17 protein-coding genes and 2 pseudogenes are annotated in these 15,423 nt (G+C 73.5%); 8 read left to right on the forward strand and 11 right to left on the reverse strand.

The genetic code is table 11. The features are described from left to right. Window positions 1-132, forward strand: a pseudogene (locus HTZ77_RS23285) (integrase core domain-containing protein); the annotation flags it as partial. On the opposite strand, the gene HTZ77_RS23290 reads toward HTZ77_RS23285, so the two are convergent. After that, window positions 129-833 (reverse strand): hypothetical protein, encoded by a 705-nt coding sequence (locus HTZ77_RS23290; protein ID WP_175591807.1) that lies wholly within the window; start codon window positions 831-833, stop codon window positions 129-131. The pseudogene HTZ77_RS23285 and the gene HTZ77_RS23290 overlap by 4 nt on opposite strands. 101 nt (window positions 834-934) lie before the next feature. Here HTZ77_RS23290 and HTZ77_RS23295 point away from each other — a divergent pair, with 101 nt between their 5' ends. After that, entirely contained in the window at window positions 935-2,161 is a 1,227-nt protein-coding gene (locus HTZ77_RS23295) for an MFS transporter (RefSeq protein ID WP_175591808.1), read from the forward strand. 9 nt (window positions 2,162-2,170) lie between these two features. On the opposite strand, the gene HTZ77_RS23300 is transcribed toward HTZ77_RS23295, so the two are convergent. Together HTZ77_RS23300 and HTZ77_RS23305 are read right to left on the reverse strand one after the other, a co-directional pair. After that, window positions 2,171-3,067, reverse strand: coding sequence for a hypothetical protein (locus tag HTZ77_RS23300; RefSeq protein WP_175591809.1), 897 nt, complete (start codon window positions 3,065-3,067; stop codon window positions 2,171-2,173). A gap of 322 nt (window positions 3,068-3,389) precedes the next feature. Continuing rightward, window positions 3,390-3,851, reverse strand: a complete 462-nt coding sequence (locus HTZ77_RS23305; protein ID WP_175591810.1) for a MarR family winged helix-turn-helix transcriptional regulator — start codon at window positions 3,849-3,851, stop codon at window positions 3,390-3,392. 61 nt (window positions 3,852-3,912) lie between these two features. Between HTZ77_RS23305 and HTZ77_RS23310 the strand changes: the two genes are divergently transcribed. Further along, the gene (locus HTZ77_RS23310) at window positions 3,913-4,671 is read left to right on the forward strand and encodes an SDR family NAD(P)-dependent oxidoreductase (RefSeq protein ID WP_175591811.1); all 759 of its coding nucleotides are present in this window, start codon (window positions 3,913-3,915) and stop codon (window positions 4,669-4,671) included. Window positions 4,672-4,843: 172 nt separating this feature from the next. Here HTZ77_RS23310 and HTZ77_RS23315 read toward each other — a convergent pair whose 3' ends face one another. Genes HTZ77_RS23315 through HTZ77_RS23330 form a run of 4 tightly spaced genes read right to left on the reverse strand, consistent with a single transcriptional unit; the run spans window position 4,844 to window position 8,009 of the window. After that, window positions 4,844-5,284 carry a PaaI family thioesterase gene (locus HTZ77_RS23315; RefSeq protein ID WP_175591812.1) on the reverse strand — a complete coding sequence of 147 codons (441 nt, stop codon included), beginning with the start codon at window positions 5,282-5,284 and terminating at the stop codon, window positions 4,844-4,846. Between the two features lie 48 nt (window positions 5,285-5,332). Next, the gene (locus HTZ77_RS23320) at window positions 5,333-6,253 is read right to left on the reverse strand and encodes an FAS1-like dehydratase domain-containing protein (RefSeq protein WP_175591813.1); all 921 of its coding nucleotides are present in this window, start codon (window positions 6,251-6,253) and stop codon (window positions 5,333-5,335) included. 43 nt (window positions 6,254-6,296) lie between these two features. Further along, complete coding sequence (locus tag HTZ77_RS23325) at window positions 6,297-7,565, reverse strand: CoA transferase (protein WP_175591814.1); 1,269 nt, start codon at window positions 7,563-7,565, stop codon at window positions 6,297-6,299. Between the two features lie 51 nt (window positions 7,566-7,616). Continuing rightward, window positions 7,617-8,009 (reverse strand): winged helix-turn-helix transcriptional regulator, encoded by a 393-nt coding sequence (locus HTZ77_RS23330; protein WP_205303273.1) that lies wholly within the window; start codon window positions 8,007-8,009, stop codon window positions 7,617-7,619. A 106-nt stretch (window positions 8,010-8,115) separates the two neighbouring features. Here HTZ77_RS23330 and HTZ77_RS23335 point away from each other — a divergent pair, with 106 nt between their 5' ends. Further along, the gene (locus HTZ77_RS23335) at window positions 8,116-8,817 is read left to right on the forward strand and encodes an SDR family NAD(P)-dependent oxidoreductase (RefSeq protein ID WP_175591815.1); all 702 of its coding nucleotides are present in this window, start codon (window positions 8,116-8,118) and stop codon (window positions 8,815-8,817) included. A gap of 67 nt (window positions 8,818-8,884) precedes the next feature. On the opposite strand, the gene HTZ77_RS23340 is transcribed toward HTZ77_RS23335, so the two are convergent. Beyond that, window positions 8,885-9,577 carry an MBL fold metallo-hydrolase gene (locus HTZ77_RS23340; protein ID WP_175591816.1) on the reverse strand — a complete coding sequence of 231 codons (693 nt, stop codon included), beginning with the start codon at window positions 9,575-9,577 and terminating at the stop codon, window positions 8,885-8,887. 119 nt (window positions 9,578-9,696) lie between these two features. On the opposite strand from HTZ77_RS23340, the gene HTZ77_RS23345 reads away from it, so the two are divergent. Continuing rightward, the gene (locus HTZ77_RS23345; RefSeq protein ID WP_175591817.1) at window positions 9,697-10,644 is read left to right on the forward strand and encodes a LysR family transcriptional regulator; all 948 of its coding nucleotides are present in this window, start codon (window positions 9,697-9,699) and stop codon (window positions 10,642-10,644) included. A gap of 21 nt (window positions 10,645-10,665) precedes the next feature. On the opposite strand, the gene HTZ77_RS23350 is transcribed toward HTZ77_RS23345, so the two are convergent. Further along, window positions 10,666-11,640 carry an NAD(P)-dependent alcohol dehydrogenase gene (locus HTZ77_RS23350; protein ID WP_175591818.1) on the reverse strand — a complete coding sequence of 325 codons (975 nt, stop codon included), beginning with the start codon at window positions 11,638-11,640 and terminating at the stop codon, window positions 10,666-10,668. Window positions 11,641-11,815: 175 nt separating this feature from the next. Then, the gene (locus HTZ77_RS23355) at window positions 11,816-12,433 is read right to left on the reverse strand and encodes a TetR family transcriptional regulator (RefSeq protein ID WP_175591819.1); all 618 of its coding nucleotides are present in this window, start codon (window positions 12,431-12,433) and stop codon (window positions 11,816-11,818) included. 91 nt (window positions 12,434-12,524) lie between these two features. On the opposite strand from HTZ77_RS23355, the gene HTZ77_RS23360 reads away from it, so the two are divergent. After that, complete coding sequence (locus tag HTZ77_RS23360; protein WP_175591820.1) at window positions 12,525-13,325, forward strand: SDR family NAD(P)-dependent oxidoreductase; 801 nt, start codon at window positions 12,525-12,527, stop codon at window positions 13,323-13,325. Between the two features lie 21 nt (window positions 13,326-13,346). On the opposite strand, the gene HTZ77_RS23365 is transcribed toward HTZ77_RS23360, so the two are convergent. Then, the gene (locus HTZ77_RS23365) at window positions 13,347-13,832 is read right to left on the reverse strand and encodes an inorganic diphosphatase (protein WP_175591821.1); all 486 of its coding nucleotides are present in this window, start codon (window positions 13,830-13,832) and stop codon (window positions 13,347-13,349) included. Window positions 13,833-14,021: 189 nt separating this feature from the next. On the opposite strand from HTZ77_RS23365, the pseudogene HTZ77_RS23370 reads away from it, so the two are divergent. Continuing rightward, window positions 14,022-14,147: pseudogene (locus HTZ77_RS23370) on the forward strand (IS607 family transposase); the annotation flags it as partial. Next, on the forward strand, window positions 14,144-15,364 hold the full coding sequence (locus HTZ77_RS23375) for an RNA-guided endonuclease InsQ/TnpB family protein (RefSeq protein WP_175591822.1): 1,221 nt from the start codon (window positions 14,144-14,146) through the stop codon (window positions 15,362-15,364). The pseudogene HTZ77_RS23370 and the gene HTZ77_RS23375, both read left to right, overlap by 4 nt. Window positions 15,365-15,423 lie beyond the last annotated feature (59 nt).

Below are 15,423 nucleotides of genomic sequence, written 5' to 3' on the forward strand. Positions count from 1 at the left end.
GCCAGCAACGACGAACGCACCGCCGCTCTGCAAGACTTCCTGCACACCTACAACCACCACCGCTGCCACACCGCGCTCGGAGGCCAACCACCGATCACCCGCGTCAACAACCCTGCGGGTCAATACAGCTAGATCGCGACGGGCAGTGTCTCGATCCAGCAGTCGGCGACGAGGGGAGCGAGCGCGGCTTTCGCCTCCTCCGCGTCCTCCCGGGTCAGGAACACCCCGGAGCCGGAGTAGTCGGACCCGTCGCGGTCCTCGGCGCGGGTCATGACGACGTAGACGTGGCGATACCTCTCCCGGCGGACCCGCCGGCCGTCTTCACCGTCGCGGAGAGCCGTGATCAGGTCGGCTGCCGAGGCGCGGCCGAACCCCGCGTCGGCGCCGTGCAGCGGCGTGGTGGGCCACCGCGTGTCGCTGGCGAGGACGTTGCTGAAGAAGCTCCGGCGCGTGGGAGGGAGGATGTCTTCGTGCCAGCCGACCGCCATGCTGATGATGTGGTCGGTCTCTCCTTGGCTCTCCAACTGGAAGACCCGATCACCGGGACCGAAGGTGAGGCTGGGGCAGGCGGCCTTGACGCGTTCGGCTTCGTCGGCGGGTGCGACTCTGATCAGCAGGCCGTGATACCTGGCCCTGATCCTCAGGACGTCCACGGGTTTGAAGAGCACCTCGACGGTGGTCTCCGGAAGTCCGTCGGGGCCCGGCATGCTGCGGAACAGCGCCTGGCCGTGGCTCACGGTGTAGGCCCAGAGCACGAAGTCACGCCGGCTGCGGAAGATCTCCTTGCCCGGCGGAAGCTGCTGGTCGGTGTTGAACCAGGCCTTGATCGTCATGCGGGCCAGGATCGCGGCCGAAGGATCGGCGGTCAACCGCCGCCGTCAGCCCGCAGCGGACACGCGGGACGGCGTCCCCCGATCCTGGCAGCATCACCGGCATGAAAGGCGTCGCGGCCCTCGCCAACCCCCGCTTCCGGCTGCTGCTGCTAGGTCAGACGGCCGCGGTCATGGGGGAGCAGATGTTCGCCGTGGCGATCACCGTCTCGGTCCTCCGCGCCGGTGGCGACGCGGTCTCGCTCGGGCTGGTCCTCGCCGCGCGCGGCGTCACGCTCGTCGCCTTCCTGCCCGTCGGCGGCGTGTGGGCCGACCGGGTGCCGCGCCGACGCCTGGTGATGGCGGCGTACGGCGCCCAGGCGCTCCTGGCCGGAGCGCTGGCCCTGCCCGCCACGCCCTCGATCTGGGGCGCGGCGGCCGTGGTCCTGCTGGCCGGCGTCGCCGAGGCGTTCGTCCGGCCCGCGTTCAACGGGCTCCTGCGCGGCGTTCTCACCGACGACGAGCGCGTCTCGGGCAGATCTCTGGTCGGTGTGTCGATCCGCAGCGGCATCATGGCCGGTCCGGCCGTGTGCGTGGGGCTGATCGCCGCGGCCGGGACCCGGGTGGCGTGCGCGATCACCATGATGATCTTCGCGGCCACGGTCGTGGCGCTCCGGCGGGTCACCGAGCCGCGGCGAACCCCGGCTCCCCGCGCCTCGTTCGCCGAGGACATCCGCGCCGGCGTCGCCGAGGCGCGGCGCCGCCCATGGGTGCGCGCCATCCTCGTCTTCTCCGCGGTCAACCTCGTGTTCGTCCTTGCGCCGACACAGGTGCTGCTGCCCGTCGTGAGCACCGCCGCGTTCGGATCGCCCGCCGTGTACGGCGTGGCGCTCACCTGTTACGGGGTCGGCGGCCTGGCCGGCGGTCTGGTGACCCTGGCCTGGCGGCCCCGCGCCGTAGGGGTCGTGGCGTTGACCGCGATCGCCCTCTACGCGGCGGCGCCGCTGTCCCTGCTGCTCGCGTCGTCGCCGCTGCCGGTCTTCGTGGCGTACGCGGTCGCCGGGGCGGGGGTGGAGATCTACGCGATCCACTGGGAGGTCGCCCTGCAGCGCGAGATCCCGGACCGGCTGATCGGGCGGATCAGCTCGTTCGCCTGGCTGTGCAGTTTCGGGCTCATGCCGTTCGGCCAGGCGCTGACCGGGCCGCTGGCCGGGCTCGCGGGCCCGGACGCGGTGCTCGGGGGCGCGGCGGCCGTCATCCTCCTCGTGCCCCCGGCGCTGCTGCTGGTACGGGGCATGACGCACTTCCGCACGCCCGGCGACATCCCGGACGCCGATCCCGTGAGCAGGTGACGACCGTCATCATCGGGCGGAGGCGCGGATGCGGTACTGCCGCAGCAAGGTCAGCAGGACGGCGACGCCCGTGACGATCGCGAGCGCGTGCTCGGCCACGGCCACGCCCCGGTACTCGAACGGGCGGTAGGCGCCGGGCAGCAGCACCCACAGCAGCTTCCACGAGCCCCAGGCGAACAGCGAACCCGACGCGACGAAACCGGCGGCCATGGGCAGCCACAGCGGCGTCCGCGGGGCGCCCCGTCGGCCGAGCGCCCACACGCTCCAGGCCGCCAGGGCCGCGCACAGCGCGCCGTCGCCGATCAGGACCCGCGCGTTCGCGTCCCATCCGTCCAGGGTCGCCGGGTTCAGGCCGGCCGTCCCGCCCGCCGCCCAGAACGACCACACCACGGCGAGCGCCGCCGCCGGGAGCAGCGGCCACGCGCGACCCGCCTCCGAGGCCGGAAGGCCCACCAGCCCCACCCGCCCCACCCGTCCCGCGAACGCGTGCGGCCACCGCTCCGCCAGGTAGAGCGGCAGTGCGACGACCAGCCCCACAGCCATCCCGGCGAACCCCACCGAGATGAACACCCCCTCCCACGCCGGCAGGGCGGCGCCGTCACCCGGCGAGGGGGAATCCTGCGCCAGGAAGGCGCTGACCAGCATGTACGGGAGCAGGGACACGAGGAAGCCGCTGCCGATCCAGGCGAACGGCAGCACGAGCCAGGCCGGCAGCCGCATCCCCCACGACTGCCCGAGCGCCAGGCCCAGGGTGATGCCGGTCAGCGCCATCACGACCGTGACCAGGTTGAGCATCACCCAGTCGGCCGTGCCGTGACGCAGCTCCAGGACGATCCAGACGATCTTCACCATGAGGTAGAGGGACATCGAGCCCGCCGCGGTGAACGCGGCGACGCGGCGCAGCATCGTGCGCCTCCGACTGCGGCCGCGGACGCTTCCGTTCCTGGCGTTTCGGCCCCAGGAGTCTTGGCCCCAGGCGTTTCGGCTCCAGGCGTTTCGGCTCCTGGCGGTTTGGCTCACGACGCCGCGGCCCCTGTCGTCGCGGCTCCTGCTCTCGGCGTGCATGGTCCTGAGCCTCCCGGCCGGACGGCCGCCCGCGCCTCCCCGTGGAGAGGCATCCGCTTCCCCCGCCAGGGGGAGAGGCCACCTCCGCCGACCCCCGCCCCGCCGACCCCCGCCCTGCCGGACCCCGCCGTCCGTCACTCGACCGCCGGACGCCGTCCGTCCCTCACTCGTCCGTCAGGGCGGTCTCGTCGACCAAGCCGCGCAGGCGGGCGTTGGCGTGTTCGAGGGCGAGCAGGGTGTTCTCCCGCTGCTCGTCGCTCACCCCGCCCATCGCCTCCTCCGCCAGCTCGGCCCAGGCGCCCTCGATCCGGGGGATCAACGCGTGACCGGCCTCCGTGACGACGATGCGCACCTGGCGGCGGTCCGTGGGCACCGGCTCGCGGCGGAACCAGCCGCCGCCCTCCAGGCGGGCGAGGCTGCGGGTGGCGGTCGGCGGTTCGATCCCGAGCCGGGCCGCGAGCTCCGAGACCGTGATCCCGTCCGGCTCCTGCGCGAGGAACCACAGCATGACGTCCTGCCCCGGGTGCAGCCCGATCGCCGCCAGCTTGCGGGCCTTGGCGGCGCGGTAGAGCTTGCTCATCTTGTTCAGCGCCCGGTTGACGCGGATCGCCTCGGTCGTGTCCACGGGGCCATCCTACAGATGTATAGTCGGCTAATAAGTAGTCGGCTAACTATTTGGAGAGATCATGGATCTGGGACTCGGAGGACGCGTGGTCCTGGTCACCGGGGCGTCCGGGGGCATCGGCCGGGCGATCGCCGCGACGTTCGCCCGCGAGGGCGCTCTGGTTGCCGCCGGATGGCACAGCGACGAGGAGGGAGCGCGCGGCCTCGTCGAGGAGATCGCCCGCTCCGGCGGGAAGGCCGCCGCGGTGCGGGTCGACCAGAGCGACCCGGAGTCGATCACGTCGGCGGTGCGCGAGGTCGAGCGCGGGCTGGGCCCCGTGGCCGTCCTCGTCGCCAACGCGGTGGCCTGGCCGGCGAGGGGACCGGAGACCTGGCGGACGCTGAACGACGGCTTCACCGCGAACGTGACCGGGACGCTGACGCTGGTCGACGCGGTGCTCCCCGGCATGCGGAGCGCCGGGTGGGGACGGCTGGTGCTGATCTCGTCCGACGTGGTGGACCAGCCGGTGCCGGCGGGCGTGACGTATCCGGCGGCCAAGGGCGCGCTGGAGGCGGCCGCGAAGGTGCTCGCCGTCAGGGAGGCCGGGCACGGCGTGCTCACCAACGTCGTACGGCCCGGCTTCACCCTCACCGACCGGGTGCTGTCCACGCCGTGGCTCGGGCAGGACGCCGTGGACGCCGAGAGCGCGGAGACGCCGACGGGCCGGATCTGCACGCCGGAGGACGTGGCGTCGGCGGCGGCCTACCTCGGCTCGGCGGCCAACGGGCACGTCAACGGCGAGATCCTGTCCGTGGCGGGCGGCCGGCACCTCACCCGTTAGGACGCCCCGGGGCGCAGGTCGCCGCCGGGGGAAGGGGGCGGGGCGCGTCGATGCCGAGGCGCGTCAATGCCGGGGCCCGTCGACGGGGTGTGGGCGGCGGTCAGCGGCGGATCGTCCGGATGCGGGCGGTCGGCGGTCAGCGGCGGATCGTCCGGATGCGGGCGGTCGGCGGTCAGTGGCGGATCGTCTGGATGTAGGCGGTCGCCGTGGCCGTGGCCACCAGCCTGCCGTCGGGCCCGGTCAGCTCGCCCGCCAGGAAGCACACCTCTCTGCCGCGCCGCACGACCCGGCCCCGCCCCACGAGCCGTCCGGGACGGGCCGGGCGGAGGAACTGGACGTGGAGGTCGAGCGTCGGCGCGAACTGGCCGGCCGGAAGCGTGACGACCAACGCCGGCCCCATGGTGTCGTCGAGCATCGCGGCCAGGAAACCGCCCTGGACCACCCCGACAGGGTTGGTGAACTGCTCACCGGCCTCGAACGCCACCTCGATGGTGCCCTGCTCCGGGTCCACCGCGATGAGCTCCCACCCGAGGGTCGCCGCGGCGGGCGCCGGCGGGACGCGTCCGTTGATCATGTCCCAGATCGGTCCGCGCCGGTCGGTGTCCGTGTCCATGGGAGGCATTGAACAGCGCCCCACCGACATTTTCCGGCCGGCGTCGGCTCAGCCCTCGACCGTCAGGACGGCGCAGGGCTCGGGAGAGTCCGGGGTGAGGACGCCCAGGGTGAGCGGGGACTCTCCGATGCGCCGCAGCCGCGCGGCCTGACCGCAGAACAGCGGCCTCCGGTTGCGGTGCCGCATCCGCTCCACCCGGCCGCCGTGTCCCTCCAGCCGCAGCACCTCGGCCAGGGCGAGCGTCATCAGCGGCCCGTGCACCACCAGGCCGGGATAGCCCTCGACGCGGGTGGCGTACGGCCAGTCGTAGTGGATGCGGTGCGGGTTGGCCGTCGCCGCGCTGAACCGCATGAGCAGCGTCGGGTCCGTGGCGAGGTCCCAGGCCCATGCGCCGGTCCGGGTGAGGGGCGCGCCGGAGGGGGCCGGTCCGACCGCCGGTTCCGGCGGGAGTTGCGGCGAGGTCTCGGTCGGGGTCTGCGACGGTGTCTCCGGCAAGGGCTGCGGCGGCGGGACGGTCTCGCGGCCCCGGTAGACGAGGTCCTGCCGCTCCTCGATCGCGAGCCGGCCGCCCTCGTCGTACACCCGGGTGGCGACGGACACGACGACCAGCGGGCCCGAACGCCCAGGCTTCTCGGCGACCGACTCGACGGACGACTCGCGGCGCGCCGTCGAGCCCACCGTGAGCGGGGCGTGGAAGGCGACCTCGCCGCCCGCGAACATCCGGCGCGGCAGCTCGACCGGCGGCAGGAACGTCCCGCGCGCCGGATGGCCGTCCGGGCCCAGCGTGGACGAGCGGGGCCAGCGGGCCAGGGCGAGCCAGTGCCACAACGGCGGCAGGGGGTCTCCCGGGCCGACCGGCGGCGTGCCGTCGTCGAACAGGGCACACAGCGCCGCCACGGGACCCGGGTCGACGGTCTCCGTCGTCGTGACCGTGTGCGGCTCCCAGCGGGGCACGGGGGCACGGCTCATCGGCGTCCGCCGGAGATGACCGCCGTCCTGCCGGTGACCAGCTTCATCCCACCTCCCGCTCGTCATCGTGTGTGCCGATGACGCCGTCGTCCCTCAGCTTCGCCAGGTCCTCCTCCGACAGGCCCAGTTCGGCCCGCAGCACCTCGCCGGTGTGCCGGCCCACCGCCGGAGCCGGGACCGGCGGCGCCTGCTCGCCGTCCATCACCAGCGGCGAGCCGGGCGCCCGGTGCCGGCCGACCCCCGGCTGGACGAGCTCCGCCATCAGCGGATTGTCCCGCAGCGCGTCGCGGGCGGCGAGGTCGGTGAAGCTCCGGTACGCCGACCACAGCACGCGCGTGGGCCGCAGGGCCGCCTCGGCCTCGGCCAGCGTCCGCGCGCCGAACCAGCCCGCGAGCAGCTCGGCCAGCAGCCCGCGGTGCCGGTGACGTTGGGCCTCATCGCCGAAGTCCGCCCCGAGCGCTCGGGCCAGCGCCGCGACCGCCTCGGTGAGGCCGGTGGCGGCGAGGAGGTCGCGCCAGTGCCGGGCCGTGAGCGCCACGACCATGAGCCGGCCGCCGTCGGAGGTGGCGAAGTCGCGGCCGAAGGTGCCGTGGACGTGGTTGCCGCAGCGCTCCCGCGGCGTGCCGTTCACCTGCGCCTCGGCGAGGTAGCCGAGGTTCCCGGCGGTGGCCAGGGCGACGTCCTCCAGCGCCACCCGCACCTGCTGCCCCTCGCCGGTCAGCAGCCGGTGCCGTTCGGCCGCCAGCAGCCCCGTCGCCAGGTAGAGGCCGGCGGCGACGTCCCAGGCGGGCACGACGCTGTTGACCGGCCGCGGGTCGCCCTCGGGCCCGGCCAGCAGCGGGAATCCGGTGGCCGCCTGGACGGTGTAGTCCACCGCGGCCCCGCCGTCCCGGCGGCCGGTGAGCAGCACGCGGATCACGTCGGGGCGGCGCGCCCTCAGCCGCTCGTAGCCCAGCTCCGGGAACCCCTCGAAGTTGACGATCACGATTCCGCCGCGCGCCCCGCCGCTGACGACCAGGTCGGCGACGAGCCGGCGTCCCGCCTCGCGCGACAGGTCCACCTCGACGGCGCGCTTGCCCTTGTTCAGCCCCGACCAGTACAGGCTCGTCCCGCTCGCGGCCCGCGGCAGGCGGGTACGGTCGGGCGCGCCGCCGATCGGCTCGACCCGGATCACGTCCGCGCCGAGCTGGGCCAGCGTCATGCCGCTCAGCGGGGTCGCCACGTACCCGGAGACCTCGACGACCCGCATGCCGCGCAGCGGCCGTGAGCGCCGCCCGGCCGGAGGGCCGGGCGGCTCCTGCGACGCTTCCATGTCCACGGTTCTGCCCGCCTCCTGACGGTGGGTGGTCGCGGGAGGGACGCCTCAGGGACGCCGGGCGGCGTCGTAGCGGCGGCGGTGGGTGGTGATCTCCTGCCGGTGCGCGGTGGCCCAGTGGCCGAGGGCGACGACCGAGTCCAGGAGCGTCGTGCCCAGTTCGGTGAGCGCGTAGTCCACCCGCGGCGGCACGCTCGGGTGAACCGTGCGCGTGACGAGGCCGTCGCGTTCGAGCTGTCGCAGCGTGAGGGTGAGCATGCGCTGGGAGATGCCCTTGACGGCGCGGTGGAGCTCGCCGAAGCGCAGCGTGCCGTCCCGGAGCTGGCCGATGACCAGGATGCTCCACTTGTCGCCGATCACCGAGAGGATCTGGAGCACCTGCCGGCAGACGTCGTCCTCCGACTCCTGGGGGGCTCCGGGAGCCTCGGCGGCCTCGGCCAAGAGTTACCTCCGTGTGCGCAGCTCACAGAAATGTGCCGTCTTGTTCGTCGTCCCCATGGTGACAAATCATGCTGCTACGCACAAACAGTAAGCATGGAGGTTCATCGTGGGCAAGACACTGGTGATCGTGGGGGCGGGGCCCGGGCTGGGGATGGGGCTGGCCCGGGCGTTCGGGCGCCGCGGGTTCCGGATCGGGCTCGTCGCCCGTACCAGGGAGAAGCTGGAGGCCATGGCCCGCGAGCTGGAGGGGACGGGTGCGACCGCGGCCGTGTTCCCCGCCGACATCCGCGACCGCGACGCCCTGGCCGCCGCTCTGGACGCGGCGCGCGACAGGCTGGGGCCGGTGGACGTGCTCACCTACGGTCCGAGCCCCACCGGACCCATCACCGGAGCGGTGGCGACCACGGCGGAGTCCGCCGCCGCGCAGATCGAGCTGCACGTGCTGGGCGCGGTCACGGCCGTGGGCCGGGTGCTGCCCTCCATGCGGGCGCGAGGCGCGGGCACGGTGCTGCTGACCACGGGTGTCTCGTCGGCGGTCCCCGCGCCCTTCCTCGCCAACGTCGGCCTGGCCATGGCCGCCCTGCGCAACTGGGCCCACACCTTGCACGCCGAGCTGCGGCCCGAGGGGGTGCACGTGGGCACGGTGACGATCGCCACGGGCGTCGTGCCCGGTGGCGGGGAGGGCGACCCGGACGCCATCGGCGCCCGCTACCTGCGGATGCACGAGGAACGCGACCGGGTCGAGGAGGTCGTGGGAGACCTGGACGCCTTCCGCGCCCTCGTCGCGGAGCGGACAGGCGTCTCCTGAGGCGAGCACGGACGTCCAGGTGAGTCCCAGGGGCCGGGACAGAGGGCGTGGGGGTTCCCGGTCCGGGTCAGAGGGCGGCCGCGGCGGCGGCCAGGGCGGCGCCCGCGTCCGGGATCGGCTCGCCGTGCCCGACGCAGGCGACCTCCACGTCGAGCCGCGCCAGCCGGGCGAACGAGCGCAGCGTCCCCGCCTGGTCCAGGTTGAACACCCCGGGCATCACCCGCCCTCCGACGTGCGCCACGGTGTCCCCGGTGAACAGCACTCCCGGTCCGGGCAGGTGGACGGCGATGCTCCCGTCGGTGTGGCCGGGCGTGGCGATCACGTGGGCGCCGCCCCCGAACCCGATCACGTCCCCGTCCTCCAGCTCGCGGTCCACCCGGCAGGGCGGCGCGGGCGGCAGCAGGTGGGCGCCCAGGTGGCGGTGCAGGGCGCGCTCCTCGTCGGTGAACGCCGGCGGCGGACCGGGCACGTCCCCGCGGATCACCGGGGCCTCCCGCCGGTGCGCCATCACGGTGACCTCGCCCCAGCCGGCGATCTCGGCCGCCGCGCCGCAGTGATCCTCGTGGAAGTGGGTGAGCACGGCCTGCCGCACCTCGTCCGTACGGCGGCCGAGCCGGCGCAGCGCCTCGGCGATGTCCGGTCCGGACGTGGCGACGCCGGTGTCCACGAGCGTCAGCGCGCCCGCGTCGTCCCACACGTACATCTGCCCGAACTCCAGCACCACCATGTGCAGCTCCGGGCGGATCGCCACGATGTCCATGCCCATGTCCCCTCTCACGCCTGACCGGGCTCCCAGCGAAGCGGCTCGCCGGCCGCGACGTCCAACAGCGGTTCCGCCCGCATTGACAACCGGGGGTTGTCGGTCCAGGCTCGTCCGCCATGGACGTGGACATCCATGGCCTCCGGGCGTTCGCCGTCGCCGCCGAGGAGCTGCACTTCGGTCGGGCGGCCGTCCGGCTGCACCTCAGCCAGCAGGCGCTGTCGAAGAGGATCCGCAGGCTGGAGGACGCGCTCGGGACGCGGCTGTTCGAGCGGACCACGCGCAGCGTGGAGCTGACCGCGGCCGGGCGCCGGTTCCTGCCGCGGGCCGTGGACGCCGTGTCCGCGTTCGACCGGGCCGTGGAGTCCGTGCGGCCGGGCGGCGAGCCGCTGCGCGTGGACGTCTACGACGAGCGGTTCACCCCGTTGCGGCTGCTCCGCGAGGCGAGCGCGGCCGAACCGCCCCTGCGGATCGAGCTGAGCATGCGGCAGGGGCTGTCCGCGGCGCTGCCCGCCCTGCGGCGCGGGGAGATCGACGCCGCGTTCGGCCGGGTGCACGACACGCCGGGGCCCTGGCCGGCCGAGCTCGCCTGCCGGCTCGTACGGCTGGAGCCGCTGGACGCGTTCGTGCCCGGCGACCACCTCCTCGCCGGCCGGGAGGCGCTGCGGCCCGCCGACCTGAGGGAGCACGGGATCGCCATGCCGGACCCGGCGGGCGCCGTGGAGTGGCGCGGCTACCTGACGCGGCTGTGCGAGCGGTTCGGCCTCCCGCTCCGCTTCACCGAGCCGGCCATCGGGCAGCGGCACCTGGTCGAGCTGTTCCTCCGCGAGAAGGCCGCGGTGGGGCTGGGGGAGCGGAGCATCGACGCGGGAGGCAGCGGGCTGCGCCGCGTCCCGATCGTCGAGCCGGAGATCCTCTTGCCCTGGTGGATCGTGTGGCGGCGCCGCGACCCCCCGCCGCCGCTGCGCGCGCTGCTGCGGCGCCTGGGCCGCGCCCCCCGGCTCCCGGCGCCCGCCGACCCGCTGCGATGGGTGCCCGACACCGACCGCAGCCCCGTGAACGCCTGACCAGCCCCCGCGGGCCGGGCGTCAGGCGACGTTGATGACCAGCTTGGCCCGGGCGTGCTCGACCTCCATGTGCCGGATCGCTGCGGGCGCCTCGTCCAGCGGGTACGACCGCTCGATCACCGGCGTGATCTTCCCGGCCTCGGCGAGCTCCCGCAGCGCCGCGAGGTTCTCCCGGCGCGGCGCGGGCCCCATGACCGGCACGAGCCGCTGGCGGACGAACGGCTTGACCGCCAGCGCCTTGAACAGCAGCCCCATCGCCCCGAGAACGCCGCCCGGCTCGCCCCCGCCGGCCAGCAGGAGCGTCCCCGTGGGCGTCACCGCGCGGCGCAGGTCGGTCAGCCTGCGGGTCGCCACCCCGTCGAAGACGACGTCGTAGCGCCGCCCGGACCGGGTGAAGTCCTCGCTGGTGTAGTCGATCACGTGCTCCGCGCCGAGCGACCTGGCCAGGTCGGCGTTGCGGGCCCGGCACACGGCGGTCACCTCGGCCCCCAGCGCCGCCGCGACCTGGACGGCGAAGGTCCCCACGCCTCCCGAGGCGCCGTTGATGAGCACCTTCTGCCCCGGCCGCACCTGTCCGGCGTCGCGCAGGCCCAGCAGCGCGGTGTTGGCCGCCAGCGGCATCGCCGCCGCCTGCTCGAACGTCAGGTTGGCCGGCTTGAGGTCCACCGCGTCGGCGCGGGCGCACACGTACTCGGCGAACGTCCCGTCGGCCTCCCCGTACACCTCGTCACCAGGACGCAGCCGCGTCACCTCGCGGCCGACGGCCTCCACCCGCCCGGCGAAGTCCCTGCCCCTGATCGGCACCCTCGGCCTGCGCAGCCCCATGACCACGCGCGGCACGTACGGGTGGCCGCGCATGAAGTGCCAGTCGAGGGCGTTGACCGAGGCGGCGTGGACCCGCACCAGCACCTCGTCGGCGGCGGGCGACGGCTTGTCCACCTCCCTCAGTTCGAGGACGGCGGGCGGGCCGTAACGGTCCTGGACGATCGCCTTCATCGGGCCTCCAAGGGCGCGCGAGAGAGGTGCTGCATGAGGTGGGGCCGTCCCCGAGCATCGGTCCCAGCGGCAGCGTAGGCAGGGGGCCGCCGCGCGGGCATCGGGGACGGCCCCCGGGCAACCCTGGGGCGACCCTGAGACGCGCCTCCCCCTGGCTGCTGGTCTCCTCCGGGCGCTACCCCTGGCCGGTGGTCTCCTCCTGTCGCTGCGCGGCCAGGGCGCGGACGGCGCCGACCACGGCCGAGCGGCGGCGGGCCAGGGCCGTCCGCTCGTCGTCCTCGTCCAGGACCAGGCGGCAGAGCTGCGGCACCGCGAAGTTCCACGCCACCAGGCCGAGCAGTGTGAACATCCAGTCCTGCGCGGCGTGGGTGCGCGCCGGCTCGTCCAGGCCGGCGGCGACGCCCGCGCCGAGCAGGTCGCGCACGTTGTCCCGGTACGCCGCGCGCCGCTCGTCCTCGCCCAGGACCGGTCCCGGCCCGCTCTCCAGCGCCTCCCAGAGCAGCAGCCGGATCAGCTCCGGGTGCTCCTGGTACCAGTCGAAGAGCTGCCCGACGGACTCGCCCAGCGCGTTCGGGTCGATCGAGCTGCTGTGGCACACCTCGTCCACCTTGGCGCGCACGACCGCGCCGAACAGCTTCTCCTTGCCGCCGAAGTAGAGGTAGATGGCCTGCTTGTTGGCCTTGGCGGCGGCGGCGATGCGCTCGACCCGCGCCCCGGCCAGGCCGTGGGTGGCGAACTCGCCGGTGGCGGCGTCGAAGATGCGCCGCCGGGTGGCCTCCGCGTCGTAGCTCATGCCCTGAATTAAACCATCCAGTTGACTTGTGGGGGCGATGGGCGCAGAATCAAAACCAACCGGATGGTTTATTTCTTGAGAGGAACTCGTCATGTCTGCTGTCGCCTCTGCTGTCGCCGCCGTTCCCGTGCGTTCGCCGCTGCCCGAGGGGCTGGCCGGCTCGGCCGCCGTCATCGTGGGAGGCAGCTCGGGGATCGGCCTGGCCGCCGCGACCCTGCTGCGCCGCCTCGGCGGCCGGGTGGTGCTGGTCGGCCGCGACCCCGAGCGGCTGGCCGCCGCCGTCGCCCGCGTCCGCGACGTGAACCCGGGTGCGGACGCGGAGGTGCTGGGAGTGGCGGCCGACGGGGCCGACGAGGCGGCGCTCGCGGAGGCGTTCGACCTGGCCGGCTCCGTGGACCACGTGCTCGTCACCAGCGGCGGCCTCACCGGCGCGGGGCCCGTCACGGACGTCTCGGCCGGCGACCTGCGCGCGGCCTTCGAGGAGCGCGTCCTGGGCGCCTTCACCGCCGCCCGCCTGGCCGCCGCGCGGCTCTCGGCGGGCGGCACGATCACACTCAGCTCCGGCACGTACGTGATCCGTCCCGTGCCGGGCATGACCGCGCCGCTCGCGGCCATCGGCGGAGTGGAGACGTTCACCCGGGCGCTCGCCGTCGAGCTGGCCCCCCGCCGGCTGCGGGTGAACGCCGTCCGTTACGGCGTCGTCGACACGCCGCTGATGCGCGGCGCCTCGGGACTGGCCACCGACGCCGCCATGGCCGCCGCCGGGGCCGGCACGCTCCTCGGCAGGTACGGCACGGCGGAGGAGGCCGCCGCCTCCGCGCTGTTCCTCATGGCCAACCCGTACGTCACCGGCCAGGTGATCACCGTGGACGGTGGCCAGAGCCTCGTGTGAGGGAGGGGACCCGGCGGGGCGTCAGCCGCTCCAGCCGGCCCGCCGGAACGCCTCGCCGATGATCTCCTCGGCGCACGCCCGGGGCTCCCAGCCCCGGGTGTTGCTGCTCTTGCCGGGCTCCAGGTCCTTGTACACGTCGAAGAAGTGGCCGATCTCGTTGAGCACGTACCACTGGACGTCCTCCAGGTCGCGCACGTGCTCGACGCGCGGGTCGCCGGCCGGGACACAGAGGATCTTCGCGTCGGGGCCGTGCTCGTCGGTCATCCAGAACGCCGCGATCGGCCGCGCGCAGATCACGCACCCCGGGAACGTGGGGGTGTCCAGGAGCACCATGGCGTCCAGCGGGTCGCCGTCCTCGGCCAGGGTGCGGGTGACGTAGCCGTAGTCGTAGGGGTAGGCGGTCGAGGTGAACAGCAGCCGGTCCAGCCGGATCCGCTGCTTGGCCTGGTCCATCTCGTACTTGTTGCGCGAGCCCCCGGGCGTCTCCACGACCACGTCGACACGCATCCCGGCACCCCCTTACGGCGCTCCTCCCATGATAAGTCGGCCCTCCGAGGGCGAGCGGATCAGGCCTGGGGGCCTTTGCTGTTGGCGAAGTCGCGTGTTTCTGAGGCTTCGGCTGGGATCATGGGCGTGTGAAAATTCCCGAGTGGGGCGGCGGAACGGTGTGCGCTACCAGATCGCCCACACGCTGAGGTGGACGACGATCTGATGCGCGATATGACCGAAGTCCTCGCCTCGTTCTGCGCCCGCCTGTACGGGCGGTGTTCAGTCGCACGCTGCGCCAAGGCCGCATGCCGCGCCGCGCGGGAGGTCGCGTGAGCGTCCGGCAGGGCTACCGTGTCGAACTGGCCCCGACTCGCGGGCAACGCGCACGGCTCGGGCAGCACGCGGGTCTTTCCCGGGTGGTGGAGAACTTCTGCCTGGAGAAGGTGAAGGCCGCACTTGAGCAGCGCGAGGCTGAGAAGACCTACGGCATTCCCGCCGCAGATCTGACTCCTGTCCCATGGTCGGCTCCCGCGTTCGAGCGCCTGTGGCGCCTCGGGCACCGCGACCGCTACCCATGGTTCGCCGGGGAGAGCCTGTCATCGAGGGTGCCGAAGGAGGCGTGCAGGGTCCGGGCGGCAGGGTTCAAGAACTTCTTCGACTCCAGATCCGGTAGACGCAAAGGTCGGAAGGTCGGCTTTCCGGGCTGGCGCAAGCGCAAGCACGGTTCGAGGTTCCGCTACGACGCTGACCGCGCTCGACCCGAGACAGCTCGAATGGTCAGGCTGCCAGGCGTCGGCAAGGTGCGTACGTTCGAGGACATGTCGTGGCTGGCCGATCGCATCGCGGATGGCCAGGCTCGGGTCATCGGCTCCACGGTCCGCGAGCGGGCGGGCCGCTGGTGGGTGTCGTTCCAACTCGAGATCGACCGGACCGACATCAACTCCAAGCGCGCAGTCTCGAGCGACGCGCCAGCGTGCGGGATAGATGTCGGGGTGAAGACGTTCGCCACGATCGTGGACGACGACGGCACTGTGACGCAGATCGACGCTCCCAAGCCGCTCAAGGCCGCGCTCCGCAAGGTGCGCAAGGCGGGCAGGGCGGTCTCGAGGAAACGTCTCGGCTCGAGCAACCGGGCCAAGGCCGTCAAGAGGCTTGCCAGGGTCCACTTTGAGGTGGCCAACCGGAGGGCGGACTTCCTGCACAAGACGACGACGATGCTCGCGAGATCCAAGCGGGCCATCGCTGTCGAAACCCTCAACGTCGCCGGGCTCGTGAAGAACCGGCGGCTCGCTCGAGCGATCTCCGATCTCGGGTTCGGCGAGTTCTTCCGCCAACTTGAGTACAAAGCCGCGTGGTACGGATCGAGTGTGTGGGCGGCCGACCGCTGGTTCCCGTCCTCGAGGCTGTGCGGCGGCTGCGGAGCCATCAACCAGGAGTTGACGCTTGCCGACAGGTCGTGGACGTGTGGGTGCGGCCTCAGGCACAACCGGGATGTCAACGCCGCCCGCAACTTGCTCAACGCTATGAGTCTCGTGCGGGACGCGACGTAGATCCACGTCGCCGGGCAGTTCCCCGGAGACGCCAACTGCCTGTGGAGGTGATGTAAGAC

The sequence above is a fragment of the Nonomuraea montanisoli genome, from assembly GCF_013363975.1.
Lineage (GTDB): Bacteria > Actinomycetota > Actinomycetes > Streptosporangiales > Streptosporangiaceae > Nonomuraea > Nonomuraea montanisoli.